This is a genomic window from Pseudomonas sp. Z003-0.4C(8344-21), from assembly GCF_900104975.1.
GTDB classification, from domain to species: Bacteria; Pseudomonadota; Gammaproteobacteria; order Pseudomonadales; family Pseudomonadaceae; genus Aquipseudomonas; species Aquipseudomonas granadensis.
In genome coordinates this window covers 2,919,988-2,941,428 of the sequence record NZ_LT629756.1, presented here as the reverse complement: position 1 = coordinate 2,941,428, position 21,441 = coordinate 2,919,988, and the positions used below count along the sequence as shown (strand labels likewise).

The window sequence follows — 21,441 nt, the reverse complement described above, 5'->3', positions numbered from 1 at the left end:
GGTTGCCGGCAGTTCCTCCTCTTTTTCTCAGGAACACACCATGGCAAATAACCCTGCGCACGACATCGCCGTGGTCGGTGCCGGCATTATTGGCGTTGCCTGCGCGCTGCGTCTGGCCCGTCAGGGTTTGCGCGTGGTCGTGATCGATCAGCAGCCCCACGGCCATGGCGCTTCGTTCGGCAATGCCGGGCATCTGGCGACCGAGCAGGTGTTTCCCATCGCCGACGTGTCGATCCTCAAACGCCTGCCGGGCATGCTGCTCGATCCGATGGGGCCGTTGCGCCTGGACTGGCGCTACCTGCCGCGCGCGCTGCCGTGGTTCACTCGGTTGTTGCTGAATCTGCGTGCGCAGCCGTTCGAGAATACGGTCGCCGGTTTGCGCGCATTGAACGGAAGCAGCCTTGGGGCGTGGCAACGTTTGCTCGGCGATATTCAGCGCGGCGATTTGCTTAAAGCCGACGGTTCATTGCTGGTGTACGAGCGCGGCGAATCACGGCAGGCAATCGAGGCGTTGCAGCAAAGGTTGCACCAGCAACAAGTGCCGGTGGATGTCTGGCAGGCCGGCGCCATTCGCGATACCGCGCCTCAGCTAAGCGAAAGGATTCAAGGCGGCTTGTTCTTCCCAAGCACCGGGCATTTCATCGATCCCTACCGCGTAGTGACCGCGTTGGTCGATGCGGCCAAGGCTGGCGGCGTGAGTATTTTGCAGCAGCGGGTGGCGGGTGGTCAGGTGCAGGACAACGGCGTTTGTCTGCACACCGACAACGGGCCAATCAGCGCCCGCCGCGTGCTGATCGCCTGCGGCGCCCATTCGGCGCCACTCACCGCCGCCCTCACCGGCAAAAAGGTCCCGCTGGACACCGAGCGCGGTTATCACCTGATGCTGCCCCACGAAACCGGTCGACTGCCCTTCCCCGTCACCTCGCTGGAGCGCAAGTTCATCATGACGCCGATGACCGAAGGCCTGCGCCTGGCGGGCACGGTGGAATTCGCCGGCCTGCACAAGCCGGCCAATATGCAACGCGCCTGGCAATTGCACCGTTTGAGCCAAGGCCTGTTTCGCGAGGATTTGAGCACTGAAGCGGCAACGCCGTGGATGGGATTTCGCCCTTCGCTGCCGGACTCGCTGCCCATCATCGATCAGGTCTGCGAGGGCAAGGTAATGCTCGCGTTCGGTCACCAGCACCTGGGCCTGACCCAGGCAGCTGTCACCGCCGAAATGCTGGTGCAGATGGCGTTCCCGGCTTCAAATCCGGCGCCTGATTTGCCGAAGGGAGATCGTTACCGATTGGCGCGTTTCTGATTGAGCGCGTCAGTTAACGCGCTTGAGCGCCTCGCCGTGGTGCATGGCCAAGTGACCGGTCTTGTCACTCTTGACCTCGTACTGCGGCGAGTCCTTCGAAGCCGGCCGATGGCGGCCCATGAACTCGGTATCGCGGGTGTGCACCTTGACCACCGTGCCATGAATCTCCCCGGCCTCGGAGTTCCAGCGCACCGCATCGCCGACTTTGAATGAAGCGCTCATGTCGATTTCCTTGTGTCTTGGTTGTGCTGTGGATCTTCTGTCACCGGAGAAAATTCAACAAAGTGTGTTTCCACGGCTGAGCCGACCACCGGCACGCGGAAAAATCGAACGGCATGATTTCCCTGCACCTCCAACCTGTACGCCGATAAAACAGCGCACAACGCGAGGTGTGAAATGACCAACGACCCAAACCTGCAAAGCGCAACCGTTCAGGACGATCCGCTTCCGACCACCCCGGATCCGTTGAGCCCGGGCCGCACCGAAGTCGATCCGATGAAGGATCGCGGCATCGATGAACTCCCTGACAACGAGGGCGAAATTCCGCTGGACGATGACAGCACCGGTCTCGACCCGGAACGAGTGCGCAGGGAAACCGACAATGCGGAGATGGATGATCAACCTAACCCGCGTTGAGCCGGCGTGGCAGCGCTGTGGTTAGGCAGCGCTGCCACGAAGCGAGCGATTCTGACGACTAGTCGTAAAACGCCTCAACCGCCACCCGGCAACCGACAAAAAAACTGTCCGCCACCAGGCGCAACGGCTGCACGTCCAGATCACTGGCCTTTGTGCCGATCAACTGCTGGAAGTGTCGGTAGACGGCGGCGTATTCGCCCTCTTCCGACACCGTCTGCCGTACGCCATCGATGCTCAGCAGCGCGCCGCCGTTATCGAGGCGCAACACGCCCTCGGCGCAGCGCACTTCGATGCTCCAGAGTTCGTCATGACCATGGTCGAAGTCGAATTCGGCGCGCACATCGAGGTGGTTCGCGTCAGACATTTTGATCGAGGCGGCAATCGGCGACTGGCAGTTGCTCGGCACGCGCAACTCGGCGGCTTCGACAAACAGTGGCAGCGCCAGCAGGTGGGTGACGATCGACAAGGCGTTGATGCCCGGGTCGAATACGCCGAGGCCGCCGGGTTGCCAGATCCACGTCTGGCCGGGGTGCCATTTGCGCACGTCTTCTTTCCAGTCGATCTGCACGCTTTGCAGGGTGCGCGAGGCAAGCCAGTCACGAGCGGCTTCGATGCCAGGGGCGTAGCGCGAATGCCAGGCAAACAAGGCACTGACGCCTTGCGCCTGCGCCTGATCGACCAAAGCCAAAGCCTTGCCCAAGGTGGCGCAGGGCGGCTTTTCGACCAGCACGTGTTTGCCCGCGGCCAAGGCCTCCTGAACCAGTGCAAAGCGACCTTGCGGCGGTGTACAGAACGCGATCGCATCCACCGCCGGGCCGTTGGCCAGCAGCTCGGTCAACGATTGGAAATTCTCGACGCCGGCGCAGGGCTTGCCCTGGGTGGCGACCGAAACCAGCTGGAATCCTGGATTGGCGGTGATCGCCGGTACGTGTTGATCCTGGGCAATCTTGCCGTAGCCCACCAGACCGAGACGGATTGGTTGCATCAATGACTCCGCTTTTGTTTTGTTTTAGTCAGCTGACGCGTTTGAGTCAGCGCGTCGGCAGATTACCTGCAAATCACTTGAGCGTCTGTCGGCGCAACGTCACAAATTCACAAGGTCTGTGGTACCTCGCAGGATCAGGCAAGCATCGCACAGGATTGCACCATGACCGGATACGCCAGACCCGCAAGAATAACCTCACGATAAACCGATGGAGGACGTTCCCATGCTTGTACACGCTTACGGTGCCCACGCCGGCGACCAACCCCTTGAGCCGCTGCAGATCAAGCGCCGCGCGCCGGCCGCCCACGACGTACAGATCGACATCGCCTTCTGTGGCATCTGCCACTCCGACCTGCATCAGGTGCGCGCCGAATGGGCCGGCACGCAATTCCCTTGCGTACCGGGCCATGAAATTGTCGGCCGGGTTTCGGCGGTGGGTGCGCATGTTGCAGACTTCAAGGTCGGCGATCTGGTCGGCGTCGGTTGCATCGTCGACAGCTGCAAACATTGCGACGACTGTGAAAGCGGTCTGGAAAACTACTGCGACGGCATGATCGGCACCTACAACTTCCCGACCCCGGATGAGCCGGGCTGGACGCTGGGTGGTTACTCGCAAAACATCGTCGTGCACGAGCGCTATGTCCTGCGCATCCGTCATTCCGAGGCACAACTGGCGGCCGTCGCGCCACTGCTGTGCGCGGGCATCACCACCTACTCGCCGCTGCGTCACTGGAACGCCGGGCCGGGCAAGAAAGTCGGTGTCGTCGGCATCGGCGGGCTGGGGCACATGGGTATCAAACTGGCGCACGCGATGGGCGCGCATGTCGTCGCCTTCACCACCTCGGAATCCAAGCGCGACGCGGCGAAAGCCTTGGGCGCCGATGAAGTGGTGGTGTCGCGCAATGCCGAAGAAATGGCCGCGCATGCCAAGAGCTTCGATTTGATCCTCAACACCGTCGCCGCGCCCCACGATCTCGATGCGTTTCTGGTGCTGCTCAAGCGTGACGGCGCCCTGACGCTGGTCGGCGCGCCCGCCTCGCCGCACCCGTCGCCCAACGTGTTCAACCTGATCACCAAGCGCCGCACCATCGCCGGTTCGATGATCGGCGGGATTGCCGAGACTCAGGAAATGCTCGATTTCTGCGCCGAGCGCGGCATCGTTTCGGACATCGAACTGATCGGCGCCGAGCAGATCAACGACGCCTACGAGCGCATGCTCAAGGGTGACGTGAAATATCGCTTCGTGATCGACAACGCAACCCTGGCCGGCTAACCCCTCGCGCCCATCTCCAGCCTGGCGCTGGCGATGGGCGCAACGATTCTGTCGGCGGAATTTGACAGCTTCGGCGCGGCTCGCCAGAGTCGCACCCCTTTGCCTGCCGTCGAGCCGCAGGTTCGTGTTGAAAGGGGTTGCCGTTGAACGAACAGACTTTGTCCCTGCGCCTTGAGCGCGTGGCCGCACACGTGCCGGTCGGTGCGCGGCTGGCCGATATCGGTTCGGATCACGGTTATCTGCCGGTCGCCTTGATGCGCCGGGGGCTGATCAGCGCAGCGGTGGCGGGCGAAGTTGCCCTGACGCCGTTCCAGGCGGCGCAACGTACGGTGCGTGAAAACGACCTGCAGGCGTACATCAGCGTGCGGCGGGCCAATGGCCTGGCCGCGATCAGGCCTGACGACGGCATCAGCGCCGTCAGCATTTGCGGCATGGGCGGTGAAACCATCCGCGACATTCTCGAAGCCGGCAAGGCTCACCTCAGCGGCAACGAACGCCTGGTGCTGCAACCCAACGGCGGCGAACAACCGTTGCGCCACTGGCTGATGGAGCACGGCTACCGCATCCTCAGCGAAGAAGTGCTGCACGAAAACCGTTTCGACTACGAAATCATCGTGGCCGAGCGCGACGGCCCGGTGAGCTATACCGCTCAGCAACTGTACTTCGGCCCGGTGCAAATGCAGACGCGCAGCCCGGCCTTCATCCGCAAATGGCAGCATCGACTACGCCTCAAGCAGAAAACCCTGACCCGCCTCGCCCAGGCGCGACAGACCGTGCCGCAGGAAAAGCTTGAAGCCCTCACGCAACAGACGCGCTGGATCGAAGCACTGCTGGGCTGAAATCCTCCCCGCTCGAACCGTCATCAGCACGCTTCGATTAGATACACCGCATCACAAATGATGTACCGCAAGCCCCATTTATCAATTCAACCCTGCCCCCTAAAGTTCACTCCAACAGCGGCCCTTCACTCCGACGGGCCAGCGACTGGAGATAGCTCACATGCCTTTCATCAGCGTTCGTATCACCCGCGACGGCGTCACCCGCGAGCAGAAAGCCCAGGTCATCCAGGAAATCACCGAGACCATGACCCGCGTGCTGAAAAAGGATCCGCACCTGACGCACATCGTCATCGAAGAAGTCGACACCGATAACTGGGGCTACGCCGGCATCAGCACCACCGAGTACCGCAAGCAACTGGCGGATTCGCAGTCATGAGCCGCACGGTGAAAATAGATTTCGTTTCGGATGTCGTCTGCCCCTGGTGCGCCCTTGGCGCCACCGCGCTGGAACAGGCGATCAGCAATCTGGCCGGTGAAGTCGAGGTGCAACTGACTTACAAACCGTTCGAGCTGAACCCGGACATGCCTGCCGAAGGTGAGCACGCCATTGTCCACATGATGCGCAAATACGGGCGCAGCGCCGAGCAAGTGGCGGACCGCAACGCGATGATCATCGAACGTGGCGCGCAGATCGGTTTTCACTTCGACCTGGAAAAACGCAGCCACTTTCACAACACCTTCGATGCCCATCGCCTGCTGTTCTGGGCCGTAACACAAGGGGTGCAACGGCCACTGAAACGCGCGCTGCTCAAGGCGTACTTCAGCGACGGCCAGAACCCGAATGACCACGCCACGCTGGTCACTCTGGCCGGCGCCGTCGGCCTCGACAGCCAGCGAGCGCAGGCCGTGCTGGCGAACGGGGAATTTGCCGAGGAAGTGCGTGAACTCGAACGGTTCTACCAACTGCGCGGCATCGATTCGGTTCCGGCCATGGTCATCGACGACCAACAGCTCATCGCCGCTTCGCAGTCCGTCGCTTATTACGAGCAAGCGTTACGCCAGGCCGCGCAGGTTCCGGCGCACGCCTGAAATTTTGCAAGTCGTTACCTAACCCATTCAGATTGCATAGAGGAAACATCATGAACACCTCCAACAAAGTTGTGGTTATCACTGGCGCCTCGCAAGGCATTGGCGCAGGTCTGGTCAAAAGCTTCCGCGAGCGCGGTTACAAAGTGGTCGCGACTTCGCGTTCGATCCAGCCTTCGACAGACCCGGATATTCTCGCCGTCGCCGGTGACATCGCCGACCCGAAAACCGCCGAGCGGGTGATTCGTGAAGCCGTCGCCCGCTTCGGCCGGATCGACACGCTGGTCAACAACGCCGGGATCTTCGTCGCCAAACCGTTCACCGAATACAGTCACGCCGACTACGCCCAGGTCGTGGCGACCAACATGAGCGGCTTCTTCTACATCTCACAATTGGCAATCGCCGAAATGCAGAAGAACGCCAGCGGCCACATCGTCAGCGTCACCACCAGCCTGGTCGACCATGCGATTGACGGCGTGCCGTCGGTCCTCGCTTCGCTGACCAAGGGTGGCATCAACGCAGCGACCAAATCCCTGGCCATCGAGTACGCCAAGCGTGGCATTCGGGTCAACGCGGTGTCGCCTGGCATCATCAAAACGCCGATGCACGGCGAAGAGACCCACGCCGCCCTCGGCAGCCTGCACCCGATGGGCCACATGGGCGAAATCGATGACATCGTCCAGGCGATTCTGTACCTCGACACCGCGAATTTCGTCACCGGTGAAATCCTCCATGTCGACGGCGGCCAAAGCGCTGGCCACTGATCGCTCCCCGCTTCCCCGCCGGTGTGTACCGGCGGTGCTGCTTCGTGAGATAACACCGAGGATCACATGTCAGGCAAACCTCGGTGTACCCACATGAAGCGCCATTTTGATGACCTGCAACTGGGCAGTATCGAGCTGTTCTGCCTCGCCGCCGAGGCCGGCAGCTTCACCGCCGCCGCGCAACTGGCCGGGGTCACCCCCGCGGCTGTCAGCCGGTCGATTCTGCGTCTGGAACAACGTTTGGGTTCACGCCTGTTTGCCCGCACCACACGGAGCATTCGCCTGACCGAAGCCGGGCGAAACTTCTTCCTCCAGTGCAGCCAGGCCCTGACCCAACTGGTCGAGGCGCAGCAGGAAGTCATGGGCGCGCAGACCACGCCGTCGGGTTTGCTGCGCATCAGCCTACCGACCACTTACGGCCACCACCGTATTCTGCCGCTGCTACCAAAATTCCGTGCGCTGTATCCGCAGGTCAGCGTCGATATTCACTTGGGCAACCGCAACATCGACTTCGTCGGCGAAGGCTACGACCTCGCTATCCGCGTTCGCGCCCAGCCCGACTCGAGCATGATCGCGCGCCTGCTCGAAGACGCGAAACTGGTGGTGGTTGCCTCCCCTGACTACCTGCAGAAGGCCGGCACACCGCAAACACTTGAAGACCTGGTGCAACACGACTGCATTCAGTTCGAGCTGCCAAGCAGCGGCCGGCGCATCTCCTGGCTGTTCCAGGAAAACGGCGAGGACCGCGAAGTCATGTCCGACGGCGGCTACTCCTGTTCCGACGACGTACTCGGCGGCGTGACCCTGGCCAAGCACGGTGCCGGGGTGTTTCAGACGTATAAATTCATCGTTGAAAAAGAGCTGGCCGAGGGTAGCCTGATCGAGGTGTTGCAGCCCTACGCCGGACGCTCACGGCCTTACACCCTGCTCTACCCGCACGGCCGCTATGTGCCGCAGCGGGTGCGCGCGTTTGTGGATTTTCTGTTGCAGTATCGCGAAGCGTGGGCGAGCGCCTAGGTGGGTGAATTGAATTGCGATACCGATTCACGGGCGCAGATCAGCCCGCCCCCGGTCCGATCAACATGCTTTCGATCTCGGCGCCAGGCATCATTTGTTGCAGGCCTTCGATGAGTTTGTCGCCGGCTTCGGTCAGTGCTTCCAGCGGCATCTCGGGCAAGCTTTCGAGGATGAACCACATCTGCTGCGCCTGGGCATCGAGGCGGGTTCTGACGCCCTGGCGCCAGTTCCAGCGGCGGCAGGTCACGCCTTGATCGTCGCGCCAGACCACCTCGCCGGCGTCAGGGAATTCATGGACCGGGGCGCCTTCCTTCATGGTGTCGAACGGTTCGCTGCCGTCGGCCACCACCAGGCGCGGCGCGCCGACGTAGGCCTGGGCATTTTCGCCACCGACCGGGATCGCGTAGGCCAGGCTGATGGCGTTGTAGAGATCAACCACCGGGTCGATGCTCGGCAGGCTGCCGTCGCGCAGCACGCGTTTGCGCAGTGCTTCGGCCGAACACGGCGTACGTTGCGGCTTGGCGCCGAAGCGGCGGAATACCTCGGCCCACGCCTGCAGATGCGCCGCCGCCCACTCCGGACCGCCCGCGGTCACCGTCTGACAGGCGTTGGCCAGCGCTTCGCCGGCAATCAGCGGGCGGGTAATCGGCGCCGCTTGCACGACAATACTCAACGCTCTGAAGCCCGGCGCCAGTTGCGCAACAGCCGGATCGATTGACGGCACGACAGACAGCATCCCAGAATCCCCTTAAACCTGAATTTCAACCGATGCTAGCGACCAATGACCAAAAAAGTCAATATATCGACCGAGGCCGGCGCCGACGTCCAGAGCGTAAGCGAAGCCGTTGCGCGCACTCTCAAGCAGGCCCGAAAACAGCAGAACATGACCCTCGACGAACTGTCGCGCCGCGCCGGCGTGAGCAAGGGCATGGTGGTCGAAATCGAGAAATGCGCCGCCAACCCGAGCATCGCGATTCTGTGCAAGATCGCCGCTGCGCTGGGGCTTTCCGTGGCGGACTTCGTCAACGTCGCCGACACACCCGCGGCGCATTTGATCGACAGTCAGGACATTCCCACGTTATGGCACGGCGAGCTCGGTGGATCGGCGCGCTTGCTGGCCGGCACCAGCGGGCCGAACATGCTCGAATTGTGGCGCTGGGAGATGTTCCCCGGCGAAAGCTACAGCTCCCCCGGCCACCCGCACGGCACCACCGAACTGTTTCACGTCGAGAAAGGCACGCTGCGGCTCAAGGTTGGCGAGGTTGAACTGATCATCGGCCCGGGTTGCTCGGCTGTGGCCAGGACCGATGTGCCGCATGAGTATGCCAATCAGGGGAAATCGAAGCTGGTGTTCACCATGTCGGTGACGGAGATTCATCAGGCGGTTCGGGGAGTGTAAGCGGCTTGTTAGCCCGGCGTGATTTGTGTGGGGTTGCCTGAATCGAGCCCCCTCACCCCAGCCCTCTCCCCCACAGGGGGCGAGGGGGAAAGGGAGCCGATCCTTGTCGCTTTCGAGGTTTGAGTTCGACTCAGAACGCTCAGGTCGATGCACGTCTCATATCCAACGCGATCGGTCCCCTCTCCCCCCGGGCGGTCCGACGTTTCGGGAGGGTTAGGGTGAGGGGCTTTTGAGCTGCAACACCGCCTCAACTGTCTACGCCTGCGTTTGCGCTGTTATTGCGGCTTGGGATGTTCCTGCGAAACCGAGTTCGTCGCGTCGACATCCGCCATGTCTTCATCAACCGGTGCTTCGTCATCGGCCGGCAGCGGCACCTCGGGTTTTTTGCGCGGGGAATCTTGCCCGGCCTCGTTGTCGGTCGGGCGTGTTGCGCCTTGCTGCGACTGATTGCCCGGTGCGTTTTCGTCAATGTCCATGTCTGCTCTCCGTTGAAATTCACAGTGGGTAAAACTGAGAAAAGCATCGGCCGGGCAAGTGCCCAACGCTGGACGAACGGTGCATCGCCGGGCCGTCAGCCGTCCGCTCAGTTCGATGGAACCGCTGTTTGCTGCGGGTTTTCCAATGCACAACCCTCCACGGAGAATCCGCACATGGACACTCTGGTCTCGACCCTCAAGGAATACGCCGAACCGCTGCCGGATGTTGGCAGTGACGCCTTTGCCGACCTCTTCGACCGCTACGCCGATGCCCAGGTGGTGTTGATCGGTGAAGCCAGCCACGGCACTCATGAATTCTACGAAGCACGCGCGGCGATCACCCGGCATCTGATTGCCCATCATGGTTTCACCATTGTCGCGGTCGAGGCTGACTGGCCGGACGCCGATCAGATTGATCGCTGCGTGCGCGGCCGAGGTCAAGGGGCCTGGCACGACGCGGCGTTCTCACGCTTCCCGACCTGGATGTGGCGCAACACCGATGTGCAGGCATTTACCCGCTGGATGCAGCAATACAATCAAGCACAGCCGGCAGAGCGACGCGTGGAGTTTCGCGGACTCGACGTGTACAGCCTGCGCAGTTCGATTCGCGAGGTGCTGGGTTATCTGCAAGACACCGACCCGGCCATGGCCCGCGAAGCACAACAGCGCTACGCCTGCCTGAATCCCTGGCACGATGATCCGGCGCTCTACGGGCATTTCACAGAAGTGGGCGGCATGGCCACTTGCGAACGCGCCGTGCTCGAACAACTTCAGGCCCTGTTGAATGAACGTCTGAGCCTGATGAAAAACGACGGCGAAGCGCTGTTCAACGCCACCCAGAACGCCCGCGTCGTGCACGCCGCCGAACAATATTATCGAGCGATGTATCGCGGCAGCCGCGAATCGTGGAACTTGCGCGACCGGCACATGTTCGAGACCCTCCAAGCGTTGCGCATGCGCCACGCGCACGAGGCGAAAGTGGTCGTCTGGGCGCACAATTCGCACATCGGCGATGCCCGCGCCACGCAAATGGGCGACAGCGGCCAACTGACCCTCGGCCAGCTGTGCCGGCAAGCCTTCGGCAAAGACGCGGTGCTGATCGGCATGGGCACCGATCAGGGCAGCGTGGCAGCTGCCGACGACTGGGACGCGCCGATGCAGATCAAAAATGTGCTTCCCGCCCTGCCGCGCAGTTGGGAGCGCGCCTGTGTTGAGGCCGGTTGCCCGCAGGCGTTATATGACTGGCGCGCGGCAGATCGCGCCGAGTTGCGCGAAGCCCTCACGCGGCGCCTGCTCGAACGCGCGATCGGGGTGATCTACCGCCCGCAGACCGAACGCCAAAGCCACTACTTCGACGCCACCCTCAGTGAGCAATTCGATGCGTATTTATGGTTCGCGCAGACCACGGCGATTACACCGCTGTCGAGCCCCGAGTCATCGAGTCATGAAGAGGACACATTTCCGTTTGGGGTGTGAACCGTATCGGTACAGCGACATAAAAACTGAGTGGCGGCTGGCTTGCCAGAGAGTCGTTTGTATGACTTTTTACCGATTTTGTTCTGTCCGCGGACAAATGCCGAAAGCTCTCGCTGCAACCTCCGTTTCGTCCTACAGCCAGCGTGAATGGATAGTTCTATGGTGAAGCCTTGTTCAATCGAAAGAACAGCGAGGCGAAAATGCATAGAGATATCTTTTCCAAATGGGCTGAAAGCGCCGAGGGATTGGCAGCGCCAAATTATTCTGGCTATATTTGTCCAGAATATTGGAGTGAACTGATGATCATCGTTCCGCTGGCCGAAGCTAAAAACAACCTATCCAAACTTGTCGATGATGCCGCCGCTGGACAAGTCATCACGATTGCCAAGCATGGCCGGGCGATGGCTCGCCTCGTTCCTGCGGGAAAACCGACCGCACAGCGTATTGGTGCAATGAAGGGCAAACTGTTGCTGCCTGCAGATTTCGACTCACCATTGCCCGATGACATGCTGGATGCATTTGAAGGCACTCAGACATGAGGCTACTGCTTGATACACATATTCTGCTCTGGACGCTCAGTGATGACGCCAAATTGTCTGGTAAAGCCAGAAAGCTGATTGAAAACGCTGCCGATATCTACATCAGTGCCGCCACTTTTTGGGAAATGGCTATCAAGGTCGGGCTCGGTAAATTGGATGTAGATCTGGATGACATCCGCCAACATTGCCTTGATAGCGGGTTTATCGAATTGCCGGTGACCACGGAACACGCCATAGCTGTGAAGGATCTTGAACACCATCATCGGGATCCGTTTGATCGCATTATCGTTGCCACAGCCATGACCGAACCGATGAGGTTGCTTACGGCCGATCCGTTGGTCGCTCGATATTCTGATCTGGTGGTTCTGGTTTAACCCGATGCGTGGCTTTCTTGCAATCGCGCTTCGTAATTCAAAATCCATATTGAATGTCGGGCCGCCATCGCTTGCAGGCAAGCTCCTACAATTTGTTCGTGGTTCTTCAATTGAAATGCGGTCCACTGTGGGAGCGGTGTGTTTAAGGTGGCAACGACAAAAGCCCGCTTTCAAAGCGGGCTTTTTGTTCTGTAGCGATACCGACTACTTATGCTTTGCAGTCAGCGCCGAGTAGCTGTTCATCAGGTTGCGATAGTTGGGGATGCGCTGCGACAGCAGGTTGCCCAGGCCTTCGATGTCGTTGCGCCAGTCGCGGTGCAGCTCACAGGCCACCGAGAACCAGTTCATCATTTGTGCGCCGGCCTGGGTCATGCGGTTCCATGCGGCTTGTTGCACGGTGGTGTTGAAGGTGCCCGAAGCATCGGTGACCACGAACACATCAAAACCTTCGGCCAGTGCCGACAGCGTTGGGAACGCTACGCAGACATCGGTGACCACGCCGGCGATGATGATCTGCTTGCGGCCGGTGGCCTTGATCGCTTTGACGAAATCTTCGTTGTCCCAGGCGTTGATCTGGCCTGGGCGAGCGATGTACGGCGCGTCCGGGAACATTTCTTTCAGTTCCGGGACCAGCGGGCCGTTCGGGCCTTGTTCGAAACTGGTGGTGAGAATGGTCGGCAGGTCGAAGAATTTCGCCAGGTCGGCCAGGGCCAGGACGTTGTTCTTGAACTCGTTGGGCGAGAAGTCCTGCACCAGGGAAATCAGGCCGGTCTGGTGGTCAACCAGCAGCACGATGGCGTCGTCTTTGTTCAGGCGGTTGTAGGTTGGAGTGGTCATGGTGGGCATCCCTTTTCAAGTTTGAAGTTTGTTGTTGCGTTCAAGTTGGGTACAGATTACTGACCCGTCGAAAAGGGATAAATCGGCTGAAATGCGTTTCACTGTCCACTCCAAACGGACAATGCCTATTCGCTCTGTTCCGCCTCATCCTCCGAAGCCGGCGGCAACGACGCCAGCATTTGCGCGTGACACACCGCAAGAATTTCATCGGCCAGCGCCGAATCATCCTGGCACGCCCGGGACAGCATGACCGCGCCCACCGCTTGCGCCAGCAGCCCGATCATTTTCAAACGCGCCGCGTCCGGCGCTGCTGCGGCGTCAGTCGGGTACTTGGCGCCCAGCGTCTGCAAGGTGCGCTCGATGCCGTCGGCGAACGTGGCTTTCAACTCGTCCGGCTGGCGGGCGGCGTCGCCGCAGAGTGCGGCCATGGTGCAGCCGTCGCCACGTCCGTCGCGGTGCTCGCGCGACAGGTACAGGTCGATGAAGCCTTTGATGTCGAGGGTTTCGGCGGTCGCCAGTGATCGCCCCAAGCTGTTGGCGGAGGCTTCGGCCATCAAATCCGCTTTCGAGCCGAAGTGCTTGTAGAAGCCGCCATGGGTGAAACCGGCCGCCGCCATCAGATCAGCCACACCAACGCCGTCAAACCCTCGCTCACGAAACAGCTCGGACGCCGTCTCGACGATGTGTTCACGGTTGGCCTGTGCCTGGGCCTTGCTGACTCGCATGAGCGGTACCTCTTTGCGCTAAAAATCATCCGTTGATGATACATAGATGTTGGCCATAATCAAAACCGTTGACAGCTTAGATTTAGGTCATCATCCTAAATCCACTTTCAGCTGTTCCACACTTTCCCCAACCGCTGTCTTCGCAAAGAGATAAATCCATGACCACTCGCCCTGCTGTCCTGATCACTGGCGCTTCCACTGGTATCGGCGCGGTCTACGCCGAACGTTTCGCCCAACGCGGGCATGATCTGGTACTGGTCGCTCGCGATGCTGCACGCCTCGACACACTGGCGGCCAAACTGCGCAGCGAGCACAGCGTTGCCGTCGATGTGATCCCGGCCGACCTGACCCGACTCAGCGATCTTTCCACCGTCGAAGCGCGCCTGCGTGACGATGCGCGCATTGGCATCCTCGTCAACAATGCCGGGGCGGCGCAGTCCGGCGGCTTTATCGAGCAGAGCACCGACAGCGTGGCCAATCTGGTCGCCCTCAACACCACCGCTCTGGTACGCCTTGCCAGCGCGATTGCGCCGCGTCTGGCCAAGGCCGGTGAAGGTGCGATCATCAATATCGGTTCGGTGGTCGGACTGGCGCCAGAGTTCGGCATGTCGGTTTACGGCGCGACCAAGGCGTTTGTGCTGTTTCTTTCGCAAGGCCTGAGCCTGGAACTGACGCCGCTGGGCGTGTACGTGCAAGCTGTGCTGCCCGCCGCGACCCGCACGGAAATCTGGGATCGCGCAGGCATCGACATCAACACCCTGAGCGAAATCATGGAAGTCAGCGATCTGGTCGACGCCGCACTGGTCGGTTTCGATCGCCGCGAGCCGGTGACCATTCCACCGCTGCATGAAGGCCAGCGCTGGGATGACCTGCAAACCGCGCGGCAAGGTTTGCTCGGGCAGATTCGCCAGTCCGCGGTTGCCGAGCGTTACCTGCCATGAAAGCTTTTCTCATCGACCGCTACGGCAAACACAACGGGCACATCAGCGACGTCGCCGAGCCCGCGCCTGGGCCTGACGACGTCCTGATCGAGGTGCACGCGGCGAGCGTCAATGTCCTCGATTCGAAGATCCGCCGCGGTGAATTCAAGTTGATTCTGCCGTACGCGATGCCGCTGGTACTGGGCAACGATGTCGCCGGTGTGGTGATCTCGACCGGCGCAGCGGTCACGGCTTTCAAACCTGGCGATGAGGTCTATGCGCGGGTGCCGGAACAGCGCATCGGCACCTTTGCCGAGCGGATCGCGGTGGATCAGCATGCGGTCGCGCGCAAGCCCGCCAACCTCAATATGGAACAGGCCGCGGCGATTCCGTTGGTGACGTTGACTGCCTGGCAAGCGCTGGTCGACATCGCGCAGTTGCGCGCCGGGCAGAAAGTGCTGATCCATGCCGGCTCCGGCGGCGTCGGCACGGTCGCGATTCAACTGGCCAAACACCTTGGCGCGTTTGTCGCGACCACCACCAGCACGGCGAATGTCGAGTGGGTCAAGGCACTGGGCGCGGACGTGGTGATGGACTACAAACACCAGCGTTTCGAGGATGAGCTACGCGGTTACGACGTGGTGCTCAACAGCCTCGGTAGCGATGTGCTGGTGAACTCGCTGAAAGTGCTCAAGCCCGGTGGCCAGCTGATTTCCATCTCCGGCCCGCCCACCGCGGAGTTCGCCAAGACGCAAGGCCTTGCCTGGCCGCTGCGGCAAGTCATGCGCTTGTTGAGCCTGAAGATCCGTCGCAGGGCTCGCCGGCACAACGTCAGTTACAGTTTCCTGTTCATGCGGGCCAACGGCGTGCAGCTGCGCGACATCAGCGCGTTGATCGAGGCCGGCAAGCTGGCGCCGGTCTTGGATCGCAGCTTTGCGTTTGAGTCGACTGGGCAAGCGCTGGCTTATGTCGAACAGGGCCGCGCCAAGGGTAAAGTCGTTGTGCGGATGAAATAGCCGCATGCCTGTCGATGACGTTGCCGGCTACGCCGAAGATTCGCCTGCCAACACACAACCGTTCGGCACAACTGCGCCCGAGAAGGAGCAAACGCCCGCGACCGAGCCGCCAGCCACCCTGCTCGACCCGGCCGCCATCATATGGCGGCCCTTGTTGCTTGAGCCCTGACACGTTGCCCGTCAGGTATTCAACGGCGTTTGCGGCGTATCCGGGTTGAGCTGCCGGCGGCGGAACTGCCCCGGCGGCTGGCCGTGAATCTGCCGGAAACGCCGGGAGAAATACGCCTCGTCGGCAAACCCGCACAGGCGCGCCACCTCGCCCACGGAGCGGGTGCTGTTGAGGAGGAAATTGCGCGCCGCGTGCATCCGCCGTTCGAGCACCAGTTCGGTGAAGGTCTTGCCGATTTCCTTGCGCAGCCAGTGGGTCAGATAGGTCGGTGACAGGTACGTCGCCGCCGCCACTTTGATCAGGTTGAGATCCGGGTCGGCGATGTTCTTGCGCAGGTATTCGAACATGCGGCTCAGCGCATCGCGTCGACTGACCTCGGCGGCGTTTTCTTCGGCCAGGCGCTTGAGCGGCTCGGCGTACAGAAAACACACGCTGCCGATCAACTGCAGCAGCAAGCCCTTGAGCATCTCCCGCGTGCCGAACTGGCGATTCTCGTCGAGGCGGCGCATCTGCTCGATCAGCGCACAGACCCCGGCGAAATCCGCATCCGCGAGAATGAAATCCAGATGCTCCTGAAAGCGGAACGGTGACAGCTCCGGCGCCAGCAGGATCGACACCTCTTCGAGGTCCATCGGGTCGCACTGCAAGTGCGGCAACAGGAACGTCTGGGAAAAATTGATGACGATGAAATTGCTCTCTGCCGGGTGCGGAATCACATGCACACGGTGCGGCAGGATGAACGCCAGGGTGTTGCGCGGGAACGGACGCTCGACGTTGCCGATGTGCTGCACGGTGTCGCCGCCGAGGTTGATCTGGATCTGAAAGTATTCGTGGCGATGCGGCGCGGTTTCGGCGCGGCGGCCCTTTTTGTCGCGAATGTAGAAATCGGTCAATTCGCTGCGTTGCTGCATGACGTAGGTGGGAATCCGGTGCGGTGACGACATCGGCGGAGGGTCCTCGGCAGGTACATGGGGCACGAATCATCTTGCAGGCAAGCCAAAGGCGCAGCAAGCAGTCATACGATGACCTTATGCTCGATGATTTTTTCTCCGCGGAAGTGGCCGTTCGCCTGTCCAAAAAATCTGGAGCCATGAAAAAACGTATTTCCCTTTATTTTCAACACCTTAAATCGCATATCCGATTGATTCTGAAGCGTCGCACGCAGATTTTTTTCTTGGACAGGTTTAACCAGCACTCGCGTCATAAGAAAAAACGTTCTAACCCCTGGCTTGATCTGACGATGTTGTACGACCACTGTAATAACCAACGCAGCCCAGCCTCCTCCAAAAACAATCAAAGGTGTGCACGTCATGATCCAGCCATTGCCCCTCGCCGCCCCTCCCGATCCCGCCGAACCGGCCTGCCGTGAGACGTCCCTGAACGTCTGACGCCGGGCCTTCGTGCCGTCGTTTTTCAACGCCGATCTGTCTGCCCCGACGCTTCTGGGCAAGGCCTTCGGCTGCGTGAAAACCTCTCGACCCTTCTAACAATAACGAGGTCCGTCCATGTCCAATTCCCATGCTTCTCAAGCCAGTGTGCCGCCGGTTATTGCCGGCGCGCGCGACGCCGTGGTGCCGCAACGCCTGCCCTCGCGGCGGCGCTGGTTCATGTTGTCGCTGTTGCTGATCGCGACCATCATCAACTACATCGACCGGGTCAATATCTCGATCGCCGCACCGTTCATGGCCAAGGATCTGGGCCTGGACAAGATCGAGATGGGCCTGATCTTCTCCGCGTTCGCCTGGACCTATGCGCTGGCGCTGGTGCCGGCCGGGTTCATCGCCGACCGCTTTGGTTCGCGCTTCACTTATGGGGTGTCGCTGATCAGTTGGTCGACGGTCACCGTGTGCCAGGGCTTCGCCACCGGCTTCGCGTCGCTGTTCGGCCTGCGTTTGGCGGTCGGTGCCATGGAAGCCCCGGCGTTCCCGGCCAACAGCCGCGCGGTGACGGTGTGGTTTCCGGCGCGCGAACGCGGTCTGGCGAGCAGCATTTATGTCTGCGGCCAGTACCTCGGCACGGCGCTGTTCACCGGCGCCTTGCTGTGGCTGGCGACCACCTTCGACTGGCGCCACGTGTTCTACAGCACCGGCGCACTGGGCATCGTTTTCGGTGTGCTGTGGCTGTACCTGTATCGCGATCCGCTCAATTGCAAAAAGGTCAGCAAGGCCGAATTGCAGTACATCGAAGCGGGCGGCGGTCTGGTCAAAAGCAGTCAGGAACGCACCCGTTTCAACTGGCGGCAGATCGCCGAGCTGTTCAGCTACCGTCAGGTCTGGGCGATCTGCATCGGCAAGTTCGCCAGCACCTCGGCGCTGTACTTCTTCCTGACCTGGTTCCCCACTTACCTCATCGAAGAACGCCAACTGACGATGATCAAGGCCGGGATCTTCGCCGTGTTGCCCTTCGTCGGCGCCACCGTGGGCATCCTCCTGGCCGGGATCGTCTCAGACGGGCTGATCCGCCGGGGCTACTCGATGTCGTTCGCCCGCAAGTTGCCGCTGGTGGTCGGGTCGATGCTGGGCATGTCGATCGTGCTGGTGAATTTCACCGACTCGAACACGATCTGCATTGCCGTGCTAACCATCGCTTTTTTCGCTCAAGGCATCGCCTCGTCTTCATGGGCGGCGGTCTCGGAAGTCGCGCCGAAGGAGCTGATCGGCCTGACCGGCGGCATCACCAGTCTGGCGGCGAACATCGGCGGCATCGTCACGCCGATCGTGATTGGCGCCATCGTGCATGCCACCGGCTCGTTCGCCTGGGCGTTCTGGTTCATCGGCGGCGTGGCGCTGATCGGCACCCTCTCCTATTCGCTGCTGCTCGGCCGTTTGTATCGCATCGAACTGAAACCACGCTGAGCACAACAGCACCGTTTTCTCCAAGCCGAAGCGGCATTCGTCCAACTACACCGACGCGCGCCGCCGTAGGCTGATCTCACACACAGGACCTCACAGGATGAACATGACTGAATACGTTTTCACTCCGGATCTGCCCGCGACCTTGCCGGTGGTGGGCAGCGCGCAACGCTTTCCTGTCGGTCGGGTGTTTTGTGTCGGTCGCAACTACCCGTGGCCGGACAGCCAGGGTCAGTCGCGCCAGCCGCCGGTGTTCTTCATGAAGCCGGCGAGCAACGTTGTCGATGCCGTGGGTGAAGTGGCCTACCCGCCGCTGACCGAAGAGTTCGTCCACGAAATCGAACTGGTGGTGGCGATTGGCGAAGGCGGCGCGAACATTCCCGAAAGCCAGGCGCTGGCCTATGTCTGGGGCTACGCCGCCGGGCTCGACCTGACCCGCCGCGACGTACAACTGGCGGCCAAGAGCAAGGGCCTGCCGTGGGAAGGCGCCAAGGTTTTTGATGGCGCCGCGCCGATGACGGCGATTGTGCCGGTCAGTCGCAGCGGCCATCCCGAGGGCGAGTTGTGGCTCAACGTCAACGGCGAGGAACGCCAGCGTGACAGCCTCGACAACCAGATCTGGTCGGTCAGCGAAGTGATCAGCCGCATCTCTCGTTCGGTGGCGTTACGCGCCGGCGATCTGATCATGACTGGCAGCCCGGCGGGCGTCGATGCGCTGCAGCCCGGCGACCTGATCAGCGCCGGCATCGATGGCATCGGTCAATTGGAAATGCGCGTCGGCGCTCGTCCGCAGTCATTTGCATAAGGAGAACCTCAGCATGTCCATTTCATCTCCGCTAAAAGTTGCGCTGGTCACCGGTGCCGGCAGCGGCATCGGTCGCGCCGTGGCGCTGGGCCTGATGGCCGACGGGTTCACCGTGGTCGCCGCCGGACGCCGAGCGGAACCTTTGCAAGCGCTGGTCGAACTGGCGACAAGCGAAGGCCACCAAGCGCTGGCGGTACCCACCGACGTGCGCGACCCCGCCAGTGTCGACGCGCTGTTCGCCAGCATTGCCGAGGTCTACGGGCGACTCGACGTGGTGTTCAACAATGCCGGGGTGAATGCCCCCGCCGTGCCGCTGGATGAACTGACCTTCGAGCAGTGGCGCAACGTGATCGACACCAATCTCAACGGGGTTTTCCTGTGTGCCCGCGGCGCCTTCGGCCTGATGCGCCGCCAGCAGCCACAGGGTGGACGCATCATCAACAACGGTTCGATTTCCGCGCACACGCCGCGCCCGTTCAGCAGCGCCTATACCGCCAGCAAACACGCGGTGCTGGGCCTGAGCAAATCGCTGGCGCTGGACGGTCGCGAATTCAATATCGCCTGCAGCCAGATCGACATCGGCAACGCGTTGACCGAAATGTCCGAGCGCATGACCCGCGGCGTGCGCCAGGCCAACGGCAGCATCGCCGTCGAGCCGATGGTCGACGTCAAACACGTCGCCGAGGCTGTGCGCTACATCGCTGGCCTGCCGCTGTCGGCCAACGTTCTGAACATGACCGTCATGGCCACTGCCATGCCGTTTGCCGGCCGCGGTTGAGCCGGCCTTTTTATTCGGTAAGTGAGGTTTACATGAAGCCCGAAGTCTTGCAGTTGAGCCCGATTCTGATTCCTGAAATCAATGCCCGTCTCGATGAACTGTTCACCGTCAGACGCTATTTCCAGCAGGCCGACAAAGCCGCCTATTTGCGTGAGCATGGCGCCAATATTCGCGGGGTGGTCACCGGCGGGCACACCGGCATCAGCCAGGCCCTGATGGCGCAATTGCCGCGACTGGAAGTGGTGGCGGTCAATGGGGTCGGCACCGATGCGGTCGACCTGGCGTACGCCCGCGATCGTGGTATTCGCGTTACAGCAACCATTGGCGCGCTGACCGAAGACGTCGCCGACCTCGCCATCGGTTTGCTGATCGCGGTGTGCCGTGGCCTGTGCACCAGCGATCGCTACGTGCGCTCGGGTGAATGGCCGCACAGCCCGACGCCGCTGGCGCCGCTGCCACTGGCGCGACAGGTGTCGGGCATGCGCATCGGCATCGTCGGCATGGGCCGGGTCGGTCGTGCAGTGGCTAGCCGCGCCGCCGCGTTCGGCTGCCCGATCAGTTACACCGATCTGCAGCCGATGAGCGATGTCAGCCACACCTTCGTCGCCGATCTTAAACAACTGGCCCGCGACAGCGACGCGCTGATTCTCGCCGCCGCCGCCGACAAGGCTGAAGCGATTATCAATGCCGACGTCCTGCAAGCGTTGGGCAAGGGCGGGTATTTGATCAACGTGGCGCGCGGCAAACTGGTCAACGAAGCGGACCTGCTGGCGGCGCTGACGGCCGGCGAGATCGCCGGGGCCGGGCTGGATGTGTTTGTCGATGAGCCGAATGTGCCAGAAGCCTTGTTCGCCAACGAACAGGTGGTGCTGCAACCGCACCGCGCCAGCGCCACCTTGCAGACGCGTACGCGCATGGGCGAAATGGTGGTTGCCAGCCTGCTCGACAGCTTTGCCGGCAAGGTGCCGCAGGGGTGTGTCACCGGGTAAGCGCCGCGGCTGAAATGGCAGCCCCTCACCCTAGCCCTCTCCCAAGGGAGAGGGAACCGATCCGGGGATATTGGCGTGTTACGCCGACCTGAGAGAGCGAAGGTGAATCCATAACCGCCAAGCTCGATAATCGACTCGGTGTCGCAGGTCTATGCATGGCCTCAGATACCACGGTCGGCTCCCTCTGGGCGGTCCGACGTTTCGGGAGGGCTGGGGTGAGGGGCCGCTGTTCACGCAGATCCC

27 protein-coding genes are annotated in these 21,441 nt (G+C 61.4%); 19 read left to right on the top strand and 8 right to left on the bottom strand.

What is annotated here, in order from left to right; genetic code table 11:
* The first annotated feature begins 40 nt into the window (after positions 1-40).
* Positions 41-1,303 carry an NAD(P)/FAD-dependent oxidoreductase gene (locus BLU24_RS13540; protein WP_093101014.1) on the top strand — a complete coding sequence of 421 codons (1,263 nt, stop codon included), beginning with the start codon at positions 41-43 and terminating at the stop codon, positions 1,301-1,303.
* 9 nt (positions 1,304-1,312) lie between these two features.
* Here the strand turns inward: BLU24_RS13540 and BLU24_RS13535 are convergent, their stop codons facing one another.
* Positions 1,313-1,525 carry a DUF2945 domain-containing protein gene (locus BLU24_RS13535; protein ID WP_093101011.1) on the bottom strand — a complete coding sequence of 71 codons (213 nt, stop codon included), beginning with the start codon at positions 1,523-1,525 and terminating at the stop codon, positions 1,313-1,315.
* A 174-nt stretch (positions 1,526-1,699) separates the two neighbouring features.
* Here BLU24_RS13535 and BLU24_RS13530 point away from each other — a divergent pair, with 174 nt between their 5' ends.
* On the top strand, positions 1,700-1,939 hold the full coding sequence (locus BLU24_RS13530; RefSeq protein WP_090283995.1) for a hypothetical protein: 240 nt from the start codon (positions 1,700-1,702) through the stop codon (positions 1,937-1,939).
* 58 nt (positions 1,940-1,997) lie between these two features.
* Here BLU24_RS13530 and BLU24_RS13525 read toward each other — a convergent pair whose 3' ends face one another.
* Entirely contained in the window at positions 1,998-2,924 is a 927-nt protein-coding gene (locus BLU24_RS13525) for a Gfo/Idh/MocA family protein (RefSeq protein WP_093101008.1), read from the bottom strand.
* A 223-nt stretch (positions 2,925-3,147) separates the two neighbouring features.
* On the opposite strand from BLU24_RS13525, the gene BLU24_RS13520 reads away from it, so the two are divergent.
* The 6 genes from BLU24_RS13520 to BLU24_RS13495 all read left to right on the top strand — a co-directional run bounded on the left by BLU24_RS13520 (position 3,148) and on the right by BLU24_RS13495 (position 7,843).
* The gene (locus tag BLU24_RS13520) at positions 3,148-4,197 is read left to right on the top strand and encodes an NAD(P)-dependent alcohol dehydrogenase (protein ID WP_093101005.1); all 1,050 of its coding nucleotides are present in this window, start codon (positions 3,148-3,150) and stop codon (positions 4,195-4,197) included.
* A 143-nt stretch (positions 4,198-4,340) separates the two neighbouring features.
* Positions 4,341-5,036 carry a tRNA (adenine(22)-N(1))-methyltransferase gene (locus tag BLU24_RS13515; RefSeq protein ID WP_093106662.1) on the top strand — a complete coding sequence of 232 codons (696 nt, stop codon included), beginning with the start codon at positions 4,341-4,343 and terminating at the stop codon, positions 5,034-5,036.
* 160 nt (positions 5,037-5,196) lie between these two features.
* Complete coding sequence (locus BLU24_RS13510; protein WP_093101002.1) at positions 5,197-5,412, top strand: tautomerase family protein; 216 nt, start codon at positions 5,197-5,199, stop codon at positions 5,410-5,412.
* A complete protein-coding gene (locus BLU24_RS13505) occupies positions 5,409-6,065 on the top strand; it encodes a DsbA family oxidoreductase (protein ID WP_093100999.1) in 657 nt (218 codons plus the stop codon). The genes BLU24_RS13510 and BLU24_RS13505 overlap by 4 nt, the downstream gene beginning before the upstream one ends.
* A 50-nt stretch (positions 6,066-6,115) precedes the next feature.
* On the top strand, positions 6,116-6,826 hold the full coding sequence (locus BLU24_RS13500; RefSeq protein ID WP_093100996.1) for an SDR family NAD(P)-dependent oxidoreductase: 711 nt from the start codon (positions 6,116-6,118) through the stop codon (positions 6,824-6,826).
* Between the two features lie 93 nt (positions 6,827-6,919).
* The gene (locus BLU24_RS13495; RefSeq protein WP_093100993.1) at positions 6,920-7,843 is read left to right on the top strand and encodes a LysR family transcriptional regulator; all 924 of its coding nucleotides are present in this window, start codon (positions 6,920-6,922) and stop codon (positions 7,841-7,843) included.
* A 40-nt stretch (positions 7,844-7,883) separates the two neighbouring features.
* On the opposite strand, the gene BLU24_RS13490 is transcribed toward BLU24_RS13495, so the two are convergent.
* Positions 7,884-8,579 (bottom strand): B3/B4 domain-containing protein, encoded by a 696-nt coding sequence (locus BLU24_RS13490; RefSeq protein ID WP_093100990.1) that lies wholly within the window; start codon positions 8,577-8,579, stop codon positions 7,884-7,886.
* A 45-nt stretch (positions 8,580-8,624) separates the two neighbouring features.
* Between BLU24_RS13490 and BLU24_RS13485 the strand changes: the two genes are divergently transcribed.
* Entirely contained in the window at positions 8,625-9,242 is a 618-nt protein-coding gene (locus BLU24_RS13485) for a helix-turn-helix domain-containing protein (protein ID WP_093100987.1), read from the top strand.
* A gap of 275 nt (positions 9,243-9,517) precedes the next feature.
* Here the strand turns inward: BLU24_RS13485 and BLU24_RS13480 are convergent, their stop codons facing one another.
* A complete protein-coding gene (locus BLU24_RS13480; protein ID WP_093100984.1) occupies positions 9,518-9,718 on the bottom strand; it encodes a hypothetical protein in 201 nt (66 codons plus the stop codon).
* A gap of 174 nt (positions 9,719-9,892) precedes the next feature.
* Between BLU24_RS13480 and BLU24_RS13475 the strand changes: the two genes are divergently transcribed.
* The 3 genes from BLU24_RS13475 (at position 9,893) to BLU24_RS13465 (ending at position 12,107) form a co-directional block, all read left to right on the top strand.
* Positions 9,893-11,194 carry an erythromycin esterase family protein gene (locus BLU24_RS13475; protein ID WP_093100981.1) on the top strand — a complete coding sequence of 434 codons (1,302 nt, stop codon included), beginning with the start codon at positions 9,893-9,895 and terminating at the stop codon, positions 11,192-11,194.
* Between the two features lie 200 nt (positions 11,195-11,394).
* The gene (locus BLU24_RS13470; protein WP_172833332.1) at positions 11,395-11,733 is read left to right on the top strand and encodes a type II toxin-antitoxin system Phd/YefM family antitoxin; all 339 of its coding nucleotides are present in this window, start codon (positions 11,395-11,397) and stop codon (positions 11,731-11,733) included.
* Positions 11,730-12,107, top strand: coding sequence for a type II toxin-antitoxin system VapC family toxin (locus tag BLU24_RS13465; RefSeq protein ID WP_093100975.1), 378 nt, complete (start codon positions 11,730-11,732; stop codon positions 12,105-12,107). Before BLU24_RS13470 ends, BLU24_RS13465 begins: the two co-directional genes overlap by 4 nt.
* Before the next feature lie 204 nt (positions 12,108-12,311).
* On the opposite strand, the gene ycaC is transcribed toward BLU24_RS13465, so the two are convergent.
* Together ycaC and BLU24_RS13455 are read right to left on the bottom strand one after the other, a co-directional pair.
* On the bottom strand, positions 12,312-12,944 hold the full coding sequence (ycaC, locus tag BLU24_RS13460) for an isochorismate family cysteine hydrolase YcaC (protein ID WP_093100972.1): 633 nt from the start codon (positions 12,942-12,944) through the stop codon (positions 12,312-12,314).
* 125 nt (positions 12,945-13,069) lie between these two features.
* The gene (locus tag BLU24_RS13455; protein WP_093100969.1) at positions 13,070-13,669 is read right to left on the bottom strand and encodes a TetR/AcrR family transcriptional regulator; all 600 of its coding nucleotides are present in this window, start codon (positions 13,667-13,669) and stop codon (positions 13,070-13,072) included.
* Between the two features lie 158 nt (positions 13,670-13,827).
* Here BLU24_RS13455 and BLU24_RS13450 point away from each other — a divergent pair, with 158 nt between their 5' ends.
* From BLU24_RS13450 to BLU24_RS27610, 3 genes are read left to right on the top strand one after another with little or no spacing between them, the layout of a single operon-like run.
* Positions 13,828-14,610 carry an SDR family NAD(P)-dependent oxidoreductase gene (locus tag BLU24_RS13450; protein ID WP_093100967.1) on the top strand — a complete coding sequence of 261 codons (783 nt, stop codon included), beginning with the start codon at positions 13,828-13,830 and terminating at the stop codon, positions 14,608-14,610.
* A complete protein-coding gene (locus BLU24_RS13445) occupies positions 14,607-15,605 on the top strand; it encodes an NADP-dependent oxidoreductase (RefSeq protein WP_093100964.1) in 999 nt (332 codons plus the stop codon). The genes BLU24_RS13450 and BLU24_RS13445 overlap by 4 nt, the downstream gene beginning before the upstream one ends.
* Before the next feature lie 4 nt (positions 15,606-15,609).
* Positions 15,610-15,774, top strand: coding sequence for a hypothetical protein (locus BLU24_RS27610; RefSeq protein WP_157720846.1), 165 nt, complete (start codon positions 15,610-15,612; stop codon positions 15,772-15,774).
* Between the two features lie 11 nt (positions 15,775-15,785).
* Here the strand turns inward: BLU24_RS27610 and BLU24_RS13440 are convergent, their stop codons facing one another.
* Together BLU24_RS13440 and BLU24_RS13435 are read right to left on the bottom strand one after the other, a co-directional pair.
* Positions 15,786-16,718, bottom strand: coding sequence for a helix-turn-helix transcriptional regulator (locus BLU24_RS13440; protein ID WP_093100961.1), 933 nt, complete (start codon positions 16,716-16,718; stop codon positions 15,786-15,788).
* A 71-nt stretch (positions 16,719-16,789) separates the two neighbouring features.
* Positions 16,790-17,191: a hypothetical protein gene (locus BLU24_RS13435; RefSeq protein ID WP_093100958.1), complete on the bottom strand. Its 402-nt coding sequence runs from the start codon at positions 17,189-17,191 to the stop codon at positions 16,790-16,792.
* An 88-nt stretch (positions 17,192-17,279) separates the two neighbouring features.
* Between BLU24_RS13435 and BLU24_RS13430 the strand changes: the two genes are divergently transcribed.
* From BLU24_RS13430 to BLU24_RS13415, 4 genes are all read left to right on the top strand, one after another.
* Positions 17,280-18,629, top strand: coding sequence for an MFS transporter (locus tag BLU24_RS13430; protein ID WP_093100956.1), 1,350 nt, complete (start codon positions 17,280-17,282; stop codon positions 18,627-18,629).
* Between the two features lie 97 nt (positions 18,630-18,726).
* Positions 18,727-19,431, top strand: coding sequence for a fumarylacetoacetate hydrolase family protein (locus tag BLU24_RS13425; protein ID WP_093100954.1), 705 nt, complete (start codon positions 18,727-18,729; stop codon positions 19,429-19,431).
* A gap of 19 nt (positions 19,432-19,450) precedes the next feature.
* Positions 19,451-20,209 (top strand): SDR family oxidoreductase, encoded by a 759-nt coding sequence (locus BLU24_RS13420; RefSeq protein ID WP_093106659.1) that lies wholly within the window; start codon positions 19,451-19,453, stop codon positions 20,207-20,209.
* A gap of 32 nt (positions 20,210-20,241) precedes the next feature.
* Positions 20,242-21,198, top strand: coding sequence for a 2-hydroxyacid dehydrogenase (locus BLU24_RS13415; RefSeq protein ID WP_093100952.1), 957 nt, complete (start codon positions 20,242-20,244; stop codon positions 21,196-21,198).
* Positions 21,199-21,441 lie beyond the last annotated feature (243 nt).